This window comes from Flavobacterium plurextorum (assembly GCF_002217395.1).
Taxonomy (GTDB): domain Bacteria; phylum Bacteroidota; class Bacteroidia; order Flavobacteriales; family Flavobacteriaceae; genus Flavobacterium; species Flavobacterium plurextorum.
Genome location: NZ_MUHD01000013.1, coordinates 48,687 through 59,525 on the forward strand (window position 1 = coordinate 48,687; position 10,839 = coordinate 59,525).

A 10,839-nucleotide genomic window follows, 5' to 3' on the forward strand; every position below is an offset into this window, starting at 1 on the left:
ACTTTTTTGAAAGACGATTTAGAAAAATATATTAAGAAATGCATCAAAAATGACAGAGAGGCACAACTGAAAATTTATCAGTTGTTCTCTCCTGTTTTATATGGTATATGTCTTAAATATATGAAAAATGAAGATGACGCAAAAGATGTTTTTCAGGAAGCATTTGTCATTGTTTTTCAAAAAATGAGTCAATATAAATTTGAAGGAAGTTTCGAAGGCTGGCTGAAACGAATATTTATCAATAAGCTGATCGAGACTTTAAACAAAAAGAAAAAAGAGAGTTTCTTTCTAGATGTTTTTGATCCTGATACCGATTTTGTCGAAGAAGAGGATTTAGACATTCAACCAATAGAACAAGAGAAACTGCTGGAATATATTAGAGATTTACCAGACCAATACCGAACGGTTTTTAATCTCTATGTCTTTGAGAAACTAAAACACCGAGAAATTGCCGAATTACTAAATATTTCTGAAGGTACATCAAAATCAAATTTAAACCGGGCAAAGCACATTTTGCAAAAAAGAATACTGAGCATAAAAAATTTTAAAATAGCATGAAAAAGCAGGATATAGAAGATATTTTTTCATCAATGGAAGACTTTTCTAGTGTTCCGCCTCCTGAATTGTGGGGACAAATTGAAGAAAAACTTGATAAACCTAAAAAGAAGAAAAAAGTAATTCTTTGGTGGTCGGCGGCAGCATGCTTATTATTAGGCTTATTGCTCCCTTCTGTTCTGAATTTTACTTCTAACTCAGGAATCAAAACTATAAATAATGATGCTTTAGAAAACAATAAAGTTGTACTTGAGCCAAAAGATAATAAAAACACTAACGGCAAAGAAAAGGGTACAGAGAACAAAACAATTAACAATCAAATTTCATCATCAGAAAACGAACATAATCAATCAAACCAAAATCAGGAAACCGTAAATACGGGAGCAAATTCACAATCTAAATACGATGAGAATGAGGCCGCATCAAAAACAAATGCCTCAAAAAATGCGTTAAACAATGTTGCGGTTCAGGAGAATTATGTTCCTGCAAAAGCAAACGGGTTTAACTCAGCTTCAAAAAATCAAATATCAGATATAGAAAAAAGAAAGGCAGATAAGGTTCTTGCTGAAAAAACTTTTACTTCTGGTAAAAAAAATCAATTCAACACAGGTTTAAACAACGCTCTTGCAAGTTCTATTTTTGAAGAAAAGTCAACTTCAAAAACGCAAAGCAAAACAGTTGTGAGTCTTTCTAGTAATGCTGTAAACTCTAGCGCTTATCAACAAAAAACAGATAAAGCAATTCAAGAAAACAGATCGATTGCAAGCGCTAAAAATGACAATTTGAAAAACAACAATTCAAATATCACAAACAGCTTGACTAAAAAAGATTCTATGCAACTTAGAGAACTTCAAAATTTAGAAAAAGGCATTGCTGCGACTGAAACTAAAAAAGAAAAAGAGGACAAAACACTTTCAAAACAAGACAAATGGGCACTTCAGCTTTTTGCAGGTGTAGGAAGCTCTGAAAACTATAAAAACAATAAAACTTTAGGAAACGTAAACGACTCTAAACAAAGTAATTCATACGGAGTAAAAACGCAATATAAAATCAATAAAAAATGGGCAGTTGCTTCTGGGGTTAAAATTAACGAACTTGGTCAGAGTGTAGCTAATGTTTCTTACTTAAGTGCTAAAAACAATGCGTTTTTTAGTGCGAGTGATTATTTTGCTCAAAATGTATCAGCACCTTATATTGCAAGTGATGCAAATTATGTACTTGTTTCAAACAGTACAAAAGAAGCCATGAAAAGTGAAAACATACAAACTGGTAACTTAGATCAAAATCTTCGTTATGTCGAAATGCCGTTAGAAGTTTCTTATTCTGTTTTTAGTAAAAACAAAGCAAGTATTAATTTAAATACTGGCGGATTTGTTGGTAAATTGATTTCAAATAGTGTTTCTATCGACGGAAGTTCTATAGGAGAAAATGTAAATGCAAACGATTATGTATACGGTTCTACTTTGAGCAGTACGATACAATATCGTGTTTACAAAAAAACAAATGTTTTTGTTGAGCCTGCAGTAAATTATTATGTAAATCCATTAAACAGCCAGTCTTTCAATCAGTTTCAATGGGGATTGAATTTCGGACTTAATGTTTCTTTTTAATTGTTGTAATTTATTGTAATTTCACAAAAAAAGAAATTAATGCCTTTAAATCAGAAGCTGGAAGATTCTGTTTTTCTTCCTAAAAACTTAAAAATTGCCAAAGAATTAATTTATGATCTCTGCGGATTTACATGTTCTGAACTACAGCCAGAAACCGAAAGTCAAGATTATGAAGCTTTAGATTTTAAAATCGATAATCGGCCTATTAAATTTAGATCGGCTAAAATTACCCCAACCAAAACTGGTCAGTTTGTAACCTTATGGAAGCGTAATAAATCAGGTATAATTGAACCTTTTGATTATTCTGATTCTATTGCTTTTGTAATTGTAAGCGTTCAAAAAGGAAATCTTCTTGGGCAATTTGTTTTCCCTAAAGATGTTCTGCTTAAAAAAGGAATTTTCACGACTGAAACTAAAGAAGGAATAAGAGCCACTAGGGTTTACCCACCTTGGGATCAAACAACTAGTAAACAAGCACAGAAAACACAGCAATGGCAATTGAATTATTTCTACGAAATAAACCCAACTACTGATTTAGGTACTTTTAAAAAGCTTCTTGCATTGTGAGACGCAATCTGGTTTCCAAGTTCTTAATGTCTTTTTTTATAACTTTAGACAATCGGCAATAAAATGCTGTTTCTAAACTATTAATTTAAAAGAAACGAAATGAACTTTTTCAAAATCAAAACCAGCTGGTCAAATGCCGACTTTATTGTCTTGAAACTTTGCATTGCCTCGGCTTACATTTTAATAGGCACTTATTTTCATGATTTTTTCAGGAATTACTACACTCCTTTAATTATCTTATTTGGCATTACAGTAATTTGGTCTGTTTATTTATGGCTGAGTAAAATGAAAAACAGGAATAAGGAGTAAGAACAAACTCGAATTTCTTGTAAAAACAAAGCTATCTTTGCAAAAAAATAAAACATGCATCGACACTTCATTCTTTTTAAGCCTTATGGTTATTTAAGTCAATTTATATATGAATTGAAAAGAAAGAAAAAACTTTTAGGCGAACTGCATGACTTTCCAGAAGGAACTATGGCAATTGGAAGACTTGATGAAGACTCTGAAGGTTTATTGCTACTCACAACTGACGGAAAGGTAAGTGAGCAAATAAGAAGTAAAAAAGTCGACAAGGAATATTATGTTCAGGTAGACGGCATTATTACACCCGAAGCAATCGAACAATTACAGAAAGGTGTAGAAATAGGTTTTGAAGGCGGAAAATACAAAACAAAACCCTGCTCAGCTTTTATTGTAACTGAAATTCCTGATTTTGGACCTCGAGCAAAAAAAATCCGAGACGAACGCCACGGACCAACTTCGTGGGCATCAATTACCGTGAATGAAGGGAAATTTCGTCAAGTTAGAAAAATGACTGCCGCTGTTGGATTTCCTACTTTACGTTTAGTTCGCGTAAGAATAGGAAATGTATATTTGCAAAACTTAAAAGCTGGAGAAGTCCTTGAGGTTTCTGATTTTAAATTAGATAATTCTCAAATTAACGATTAACCGAACAAACAAATAAACGATAATGCTAAACGTAGTTCTTGTAGAACCAGAAATACCAAATAATACTGGAAACATTGGAAGATTGTGCGTAGGAACTGAAAGCCGACTGCACTTAATTCATCCGTTCGGATTTGTGATAAACGATAAAAATCTAAAACGTTCTGGTTTGGATTATTGGGTTCATCTTGATGTTACGGAATACCAAAATATAGAGGAATGGATCAAGCAGATTCCAGATCAATCACGTGTTTTTTTGATGAGCTCTCATGCTGAAAAATCATATTTAGAAACGGATTTTCAAGATGGAGATTGGTTAGTTTTTGGCAAAGAAAGCGTTGGATTAAGCAAAGAAGTTTTGGCTCGTTTTGACAATCATTTAACGATTCCAATGTCAAAACTAATTCGCAGCTTTAACATTGCAAATTCTGTTGCTTTTGTGGTTGGTGAAGCGAAGAGACAGATTGGAGCTAAAAAAGTTTAATCGCTTATTTGTTTAGGTGTTTAATCGGATAATCAAAGTTCTTATGAAAACGAATGCGCTAGCCCTGATGGAAACGGCATCCTTTTGTGGTAGTCCCGAAGCCTCGGGACGCCACAAAAGATATAGTGAACAGCAGGATTAGCTCCTGAAAAAACTTCTAAGTAATCACAAATTTCCCTTTTTCGGCATCAAAAACAATATGTTCATCTTTGAACAAAGTGGCAAAATTTCCGTTTGAAATTAAATTACAAGGTTCATCTTGAACAACACTTTCTGGAGTCATAATAATCATTTCGTCACTTAATTGAATTGCCAAATCAATATCGTGAGTAGAGAATAAAATACATTTTTGAGTTTCCTGTGTTAGTTTTTTCAGCAATTTAAATAAAGAAACTTTGTGCAGTAAATCAAGATGTGTTGTAGGTTCATCTAAAATAATCAGCGGCGTATCTTGCGCCAAAGCTCTGGCGATTAAAACCTTTTGCAATTGACCATCGCTTATTTCAAAATGCTTTTTTTGAGCCAAATGTTCTATTTGTGTCAGCGCCATTGCTTCCTGAACCTTTTCAATATCTGTTTCAGTTAAAGAATCAACCCAATTGGTATAGGGCTGACGGCCTAATGCCGTCAACTCAAAAACGGTGAGATTACTTGGCGGCAGTTTTTCGGTTAAAACCAAACTTAGATTCTGAGCCAAATCTAACGGCTTATAGGTATTGATATTTTTATCATTCAAAAAAACAGTTCCTGACAAAGGCTTCTGAATTCCTGTAATAGTTCGCAGCAAAGTCGATTTCCCAATTCCGTTAGCACCAATCAACGAAACGAGTTTCCCAGAAGTTAAATTCAAGTTTAAATTTTCAGCAATAGTCACAGTTGCTTTCTTGGTTTTATATCCAATGTTTAAATTTGAAGTTTTTAAAATTGATTTCATCTATTTTAAGGTTCTGAGTTGCTAAGGTTCTAAGTATCTATGTTTTTCTTTGTCTCAAGATTAATTTATTTAATAACATGAGATAATCCTTTTAATCTATATAATCTGTGGCTAATACAATTTACTGAAAGTTTCTTTTTCGCATTAACAGCCAAATTACAACCGGCGCACCAATAATTGATGTAATTGCATTAATTGGCAATGTTACCTCTAAACCCGGCATCTGTGACGCCATATCGCAGAACAGCATAATTATACCGCCAAAGAAAAACGTACTCCAATATAAAACAGTATGATTACTCGTTTGAAACGTCAGCTTCGCAATATGCGGAACAGCCAAACCTATAAAGGCAATAGGTCCTGCAAAAGCAGTAACACTTCCTGCTAAAATACTTGTTGCTAAAATAATTACTAATTGTGCTCTCTTATAATTCAAACCCATACTTTTAGCATAATTTTCTCCTAAAAGCAATGCATTTAAAGGCTTGATACTGCCTGCACTTAAAAGTAAACCAAAACCTATACAAACAGCCAGAATAACAATCGATGTCCAAGAAAGATTTCCCAGACTTCCTAAAGACCAAAAGGTAAACTTCTGCAATTGTTCAGCTGAACTAAAATAGGTTAAAACTCCAACGATCGCACTTGTAAAACTGGCAAACATAAGTCCAACAATTAAAATTGCCATCGTATTTCGCAATCTTTGCGCAACCAGCAAAACTAAAAGTAAAACAGAAATACTTCCTAAAGTAGATGCCAATACAATTCCATATGGAGATAATAAAACTGAGCTTAAAAAAGACGGTAATATCGCTGCACCTAAAATTACAATAGCAACTGCCAAAATAGCTCCAGAACTCAGTCCTAATACATCCGGTCCTGCCAACGGGTTTCTAAACAATGTCTGCATCAGCAAACCGCTTATAGACAACCCTACTCCAACCAAAATAGCTGTAATTGCTTTTGGCAGACGGTAATTAATAATAATATATTCCCAAGTTGATTTACTTGCCTGTCCTCCTGTTAAACTGCTGCACACTTCTTTGAACGGAATTGTAACAGATCCTAAACTAATGTCAAGGAAAAATATAAACAAAAGTGCCAACCCAAGTATGGAAAACAGAGTTATATTTCGCGTTTTATTTATCAATTGATCTTAGTTTAATTTAGATGCAAAAGTAAACTCATAACTTGGCAACAAATCAGGATGGAAAATTTTTATATAATCTTTTAAGACTAAATCTGGACGACTCGGCGCTAATTCATAATAAACTGTTCCGCCTGTTGCTCCAAATTTGCCTTCGAATGTATACACATTTTTATTTTTAAAAGCATCAAACTGACTGTAATGCGGATTTGTTTTCGCTATTTCATCTAAGCTTTTAAAAGATCCTGAAGCGATCCAAAAATCAGCTGTTTTAGCTTTTACTAATATCTTTTCAAATGACAAACCTTCACTTCCAGTTCCTTTTAAATCTGACCATAAATAATTGGCGTGAGCATCTTTCATAAATTGGGCAACCCAGCTGTTTCCTTTGGCAACATACCAAACATCTTCGTACATCGAACCATACAAAACTGTTGAAGATGCAGGTTTATCTGCCACCAATTTTTTAGCTTGATTATAACTCTCCACAATTTTATCAAACAATTCTTTGGCTTTTTCTTCTTTACCAAACAAAGCTCCGTACAACTTAATCCATTCTGCTTTTCCAAGTGGAGACTGTTCCATCCAATCCGCTTGAATAAAAACATTTAGACCGCTTTTCTTTAAATTATCCAACATCGGATTATTGTTGTCTACTCCAAACGTCACGATCAAATTTGGTGCTAATTCGATTAACTGTTCAATATTTAATTTTTCATTTTGACCTACATTTTTTACCGAACCTTTATCGATTAAAGCTCTTGTTTTTTCTGATGAAACATAATCTGTGTGTGGAAAACCAACCAGTTTATTTTCAACTTCAAGCATTTCTAAAAATGGTACATTAGTAGTTGACGTAACCACAATTGACTCTAAAGGCACTTTTATAGTTGTGTAAGTTTCCAAACTATCCGGAACCTTTGCATCTTTTTCTTTTAAAATGTATTTGAAATTTTTATTGGCATTAGGCCACGGTTCCATAACCGTAACAACTGAATATCCATCATATTTAATGATCGAAAGCCCTGAAGCAAACTCAATACTATTTTTTGCACTTTCAGATTTTGCAACCTCAACTGTTTCAGACTTCTTACATCCAGTAAGGATAAAAAAAGAGAAAATAAAAATTAACTTAGGGAATAAATATTTCATGTTTTACGTTTTGGATAGGAACAAAGGTAAACCATTTTCTATTTTTTTTGTTTATTTTTATTCCTACAAAATTCAACAAACTGTATCTTTACACTATGAATACCACAAAAACAAAAGTTTGCTCAAGCTGTGAAACTCAATTCAGCTGTGGAGATATTTCGGTTGAAAACAAATGCTGGTGCAATGATTTTCCGCCTATTTTCAATCTTTCTGAAGGAGGCGATTGTCTATGTCCAGTTTGTTTTAAAGAAGCATGCGAAGATAAAATTGACGCTTATATTGAAACACTGACTCCTGAAAGAGCACTTAAAAATAAAGCTGCAACCCTACCTAAAACAGAAAACCTAATTGAAGGTATCGATTATTATATCGAAGATGGCAATTATGTTTTCAAGACTTGGTTTCATCTAAAAAGAGGAAGTTGTTGTGGAAATGACTGTCGACATTGCCCTTATTGAAAAGTTGTGACTTATGAGTGTTGAGTTATACGTTTGAAAAAACTATGCTTACCACTTTATCCAATAATATTCATAACTTATAATTCATAACTTATATCTAAACAAAAAAATGATTTACTTGATTACCGGCGGCGAACGCTCAGGAAAAAGCGGATATGCCCAATCTCTAGCTTTACAACTTACAAACAATCCGATCTATGTAGCTACGGCCAGAAAATGGGATTCAGACTTTCAAAATCGGATAGACCGTCATCAAAAGGATCGTGATGAGCGATGGACAAATATTGAAGAAGAAAAATACTTAAGTAAAATTGATTTTTCTGGTAAAGTTGCTCTAATTGACTGTGTAACACTTTGGCTGACCAACTTTTTTGTAGACCATAAAAACAATGTCGATTTAAGTTTAGAAGAAGCTAAAAAAGAATTTCTTTTGTTAGCCGAACAAAAAAACACATCGCTTATTATTGTAACAAACGAGATTGGAATGGGCGTTCATGCTTCTACCGAAATTGGACGAAAATTTACTGAACTACAAGGTTGGATGAATCAATTTTTGGCTTCAAAAGCTGATGAAGTTGTTTTAATGGTTTCGGGAATTCCTGTCAAAATCAAAGGATAAAATTCTAATCCTAAAAAGGGAATTCCAAAATTAAAATTCCAAATTCCAACACTATATCCTACCTTTACTTATATATTCAAATTTCAGTTGTATTGGAATTTGGAGTTTAAAAACTGGAATTTAAAAATGAGCTATTTAGATGATATTTTAAAATCACGCCGTGATACAAGGCATTTTACAACAGACGAAGTTCCCGATGAAGTAATTCAGAAAGCTTTGCAAGCTGGACATTGGGCGCCTTCTGTTGGGCTGACCGATGCGACAAGATATTATATCATAAAATCTAAAGAAGTTAAAACCGCAGTAAAAGAGCTTTTTTTAGATTATAATAAAAAAGCCGAAGAACTAACTGATAATCCCGAGCAAAAAGAACTTTACAGATCCTTAAAATTAGAAGCAATTGAAGAAGCCCCTCTAGGTCTTATTATTGCTTACGATCGTTCTGTTCTTAATCAGTTTACGATTGGAACAATTGGAAGTAACGAAGCGGTAAAATTCAGCTCCGTTTGTGCTGCTCAAAACATTTGGCTTTCGCTTACTGAACAAGGCTATGGAATGGGCTGGGTTTCGATTATCAATTATTATCAATTTAAAAAAATTCTTGACTTACCAGATAATATAGAACCGCTTGGGTATTTCTGTATTGGAAAACCCGCAACAAATTATAATAATCAGCCAATGTTACAGCAATTACATTGGAAACAAAAATCTGAAGCTCCACTTTGTACTGAAATCGACAAAATACAGAAATCAAATTTTCTAGATTTAGATTTAAAACAACAAAATAGTACTGAGATCAAAACAGATTTCAGCGCACTCCTTCAAGATAAAATAGATTCAAAAACAAAACCTATTGGCGCTTTAGGAACTTTAGAAACCTTAGCTTTTCAAATGGCAACCGTTTTTGAAACCTTAAATCCAAAAATAATAAATCCAAATATAGTAGTTTTTGCAGCTGATCACGGCATTGCAAATCATGGCGTTAGTGCTTACCCGCAAGATGTTACCCGCCAAATGGTTACTAATTTTCTGGAAGGCGGAGCCGCAATCAATGTTTTCTGCAGTCAGAATAATATTGATTTATCTATCGTAGATTCAGGTGTAAATTATGATTTCCCAACGAATGCAAAATTGATAAATGCTAAAATTGCAAAAGGAACTCAATCTTTTCTTCATGTTCCAGCAATGAGTGAAACCGAATTACAATTGTGCCTTGAAAAAGGAAAATCGGTTGTTGATACGATCGCCAAAACAGGTTCAAACTGTATTGGTTTTGGTGAAATGGGAATTGGAAACACTTCGACAGCATCTGTATTAATGAGCCTTTTAACTAATTTACCAATTGAAGAGTGTGTTGGAAAGGGAACTGGTGTTGAAGACGAAAAGTTAATTCAAAAACAAAACTTGCTCAAAAGTGCCATTCAGAATTATTCTGGTCAAGCCGATTTAAAACAGCAACTGGCTTATTTTGGCGGTTTTGAAATTTTACAAATTGCCGGCGGAATGCTCGCAGCTTATGAAAACAAAATGCTCATTCTAGTTGATGGTTTTATTTGCAGTACGGCTTTTTTAATTGCTTCAAAAATAAATCCTAACATCAAACATAATGCTGTTTTCTGCCATTGCTCTGCCGAAAAAGCACATATAAAATTACTAGATTACCTAAATGCAAAACCTGTTTTAAATCTAGATTTGCGCTTGGGCGAAGGAACCGGCTGCGCAGTCGCTTTTCCGATTTTAAAATCGGCGGAAGCATTTTTAAATGAAATGGCTAGTTTTGAAAGTGCAGGGGTAAGTAGGAAATAAACGCCAATTTTCAATCGTAGTTTATAACTTTGAGTTACAGTTTGAAATTATTTTTAAAAAATCATATATGCCTTTTACTAAAATTTATATTCATTGTGTTTGGAGTACTAAAAATAGGTTTCCTTTTTTAAACTCAGTTGATCTACGTCAAAAAATTTGGCATCACATAAAAGAAAATGCGGTAAAAAAAGAAATATATCTTGACTTTATTAGCGGATATTCTGATCATTGTCACTGTTTAATTTCATTAGGAAATAATCAAACAATTCAGAAAACAATACAGTTGTTAAAAGGCGAATCTTCATATTGGATTAATAAAAACCAATTGACTAAAGAAAAATTTGAATGGCAAGATGAATATTTTGCTGTTTCAGTATCAGAATCTATTGTTGATAAAGTGAGAGATTACATTAAAAATCAAGAAGAGCATCATAAAAAGAAAACATTTCAAGAAGAATATGATGAATTTATGATGAAATTTGGCTTTAAGCATTCTTAAAAGAGTTTGGCTAAAGCCTCTTTCATTACTAATAAATGAACCAACATCTAAAGATGTTGG

General features: G+C 33.4%; 13 protein-coding genes. 10 read left to right on the plus strand and 3 right to left on the minus strand.

Going from position 1 to position 10,839, the window contains the following annotated elements; genetic code table 11:
- Window positions 1–6 precede the first annotated feature (6 nt).
- The 6 genes from B0A81_RS06595 to B0A81_RS06620 all read left to right on the plus strand — a co-directional run bounded on the left by B0A81_RS06595 (window position 7) and on the right by B0A81_RS06620 (window position 4,164).
- Window positions 7–558: an RNA polymerase sigma factor gene (locus tag B0A81_RS06595; protein ID WP_089057283.1), complete on the plus strand. Its 552-nt coding sequence runs from the start codon at window positions 7–9 to the stop codon at window positions 556–558.
- Window positions 555–2,165, plus strand: a complete 1,611-nt coding sequence (locus tag B0A81_RS06600; RefSeq protein ID WP_089057284.1) for a hypothetical protein — start codon at window positions 555–557, stop codon at window positions 2,163–2,165. Before B0A81_RS06595 ends, B0A81_RS06600 begins: the two co-directional genes overlap by 4 nt.
- A gap of 39 nt (window positions 2,166–2,204) precedes the next feature.
- On the plus strand, window positions 2,205–2,732 hold the full coding sequence (locus tag B0A81_RS06605) for a MepB family protein (protein ID WP_089057285.1): 528 nt from the start codon (window positions 2,205–2,207) through the stop codon (window positions 2,730–2,732).
- A 99-nt stretch (window positions 2,733–2,831) separates the two neighbouring features.
- Window positions 2,832–3,041 carry a hypothetical protein gene (locus B0A81_RS06610; RefSeq protein WP_089057286.1) on the plus strand — a complete coding sequence of 70 codons (210 nt, stop codon included), beginning with the start codon at window positions 2,832–2,834 and terminating at the stop codon, window positions 3,039–3,041.
- A 54-nt stretch (window positions 3,042–3,095) separates the two neighbouring features.
- Window positions 3,096–3,683: a pseudouridine synthase gene (locus B0A81_RS06615; protein ID WP_089057287.1), complete on the plus strand. Its 588-nt coding sequence runs from the start codon at window positions 3,096–3,098 to the stop codon at window positions 3,681–3,683.
- A 22-nt stretch (window positions 3,684–3,705) separates the two neighbouring features.
- Window positions 3,706–4,164, plus strand: a complete 459-nt coding sequence (locus tag B0A81_RS06620) for a tRNA (cytidine(34)-2'-O)-methyltransferase (RefSeq protein ID WP_089057288.1) — start codon at window positions 3,706–3,708, stop codon at window positions 4,162–4,164.
- A gap of 157 nt (window positions 4,165–4,321) precedes the next feature.
- Here the strand turns inward: B0A81_RS06620 and B0A81_RS06625 are convergent, their stop codons facing one another.
- From B0A81_RS06625 to B0A81_RS06635, 3 genes are all read right to left on the minus strand, one after another.
- Entirely contained in the window at window positions 4,322–5,098 is a 777-nt protein-coding gene (locus tag B0A81_RS06625) for an ABC transporter ATP-binding protein (RefSeq protein ID WP_089057289.1), read from the minus strand.
- A 121-nt stretch (window positions 5,099–5,219) separates the two neighbouring features.
- Window positions 5,220–6,248 (minus strand): iron ABC transporter permease, encoded by a 1,029-nt coding sequence (locus tag B0A81_RS06630; RefSeq protein WP_089057290.1) that lies wholly within the window; start codon window positions 6,246–6,248, stop codon window positions 5,220–5,222.
- A 6-nt stretch (window positions 6,249–6,254) separates the two neighbouring features.
- The gene (locus B0A81_RS06635) at window positions 6,255–7,397 is read right to left on the minus strand and encodes an ABC transporter substrate-binding protein (RefSeq protein WP_089057291.1); all 1,143 of its coding nucleotides are present in this window, start codon (window positions 7,395–7,397) and stop codon (window positions 6,255–6,257) included.
- 95 nt (window positions 7,398–7,492) lie between these two features.
- Here B0A81_RS06635 and B0A81_RS06640 point away from each other — a divergent pair, with 95 nt between their 5' ends.
- The 4 genes from B0A81_RS06640 to tnpA all read left to right on the plus strand — a co-directional run bounded on the left by B0A81_RS06640 (window position 7,493) and on the right by tnpA (window position 10,779).
- Window positions 7,493–7,855 carry a DUF5522 domain-containing protein gene (locus tag B0A81_RS06640; RefSeq protein ID WP_089057292.1) on the plus strand — a complete coding sequence of 121 codons (363 nt, stop codon included), beginning with the start codon at window positions 7,493–7,495 and terminating at the stop codon, window positions 7,853–7,855.
- Between the two features lie 109 nt (window positions 7,856–7,964).
- Window positions 7,965–8,474, plus strand: a complete 510-nt coding sequence (cobU, locus tag B0A81_RS06645; protein WP_089057293.1) for a bifunctional adenosylcobinamide kinase/adenosylcobinamide-phosphate guanylyltransferase — start codon at window positions 7,965–7,967, stop codon at window positions 8,472–8,474.
- Between the two features lie 126 nt (window positions 8,475–8,600).
- Window positions 8,601–10,280 carry a nicotinate-nucleotide--dimethylbenzimidazole phosphoribosyltransferase gene (cobT, locus tag B0A81_RS06650; protein ID WP_089057294.1) on the plus strand — a complete coding sequence of 560 codons (1,680 nt, stop codon included), beginning with the start codon at window positions 8,601–8,603 and terminating at the stop codon, window positions 10,278–10,280.
- A 67-nt stretch (window positions 10,281–10,347) separates the two neighbouring features.
- Window positions 10,348–10,779 (plus strand): IS200/IS605 family transposase, encoded by a 432-nt coding sequence (gene tnpA, locus B0A81_RS06655; protein ID WP_089057295.1) that lies wholly within the window; start codon window positions 10,348–10,350, stop codon window positions 10,777–10,779.
- Window positions 10,780–10,839 lie beyond the last annotated feature (60 nt).

What these genes read in the sequence shown, in the direction of transcription:
- B0A81_RS06605 (WP_089057285.1), top strand. Translation starts at nt 2,205, where the DNA reads ATGCCTTTAAATCAGAAGCTGGAAGATTCTGTTTTTCTTCCTAAAAAC.
- B0A81_RS06635 (WP_089057291.1), bottom strand. Translation starts at nt 7,397, where the DNA reads ATGAAATATTTATTCCCTAAGTTAATTTTTATTTTCTCTTTTTTTATC.
- cobT (WP_089057294.1), top strand. Translation starts at nt 8,601, where the DNA reads ATGAGCTATTTAGATGATATTTTAAAATCACGCCGTGATACAAGGCAT.
- B0A81_RS06640 (WP_089057292.1), top strand. Translation starts at nt 7,493, where the DNA reads ATGAATACCACAAAAACAAAAGTTTGCTCAAGCTGTGAAACTCAATTC.
- tnpA (WP_089057295.1), top strand. Translation starts at nt 10,348, where the DNA reads ATGCCTTTTACTAAAATTTATATTCATTGTGTTTGGAGTACTAAAAAT.
- B0A81_RS06625 (WP_089057289.1), bottom strand. Translation starts at nt 5,098, where the DNA reads ATGAAATCAATTTTAAAAACTTCAAATTTAAACATTGGATATAAAACC.
- cobU (WP_089057293.1), top strand. Translation starts at nt 7,965, where the DNA reads ATGATTTACTTGATTACCGGCGGCGAACGCTCAGGAAAAAGCGGATAT.
- B0A81_RS06600 (WP_089057284.1), top strand. Translation starts at nt 555, where the DNA reads ATGAAAAAGCAGGATATAGAAGATATTTTTTCATCAATGGAAGACTTT.
- B0A81_RS06610 (WP_089057286.1), top strand. Translation starts at nt 2,832, where the DNA reads ATGAACTTTTTCAAAATCAAAACCAGCTGGTCAAATGCCGACTTTATT.
- B0A81_RS06620 (WP_089057288.1), top strand. Translation starts at nt 3,706, where the DNA reads ATGCTAAACGTAGTTCTTGTAGAACCAGAAATACCAAATAATACTGGA.
- B0A81_RS06615 (WP_089057287.1), top strand. Translation starts at nt 3,096, where the DNA reads ATGCATCGACACTTCATTCTTTTTAAGCCTTATGGTTATTTAAGTCAA.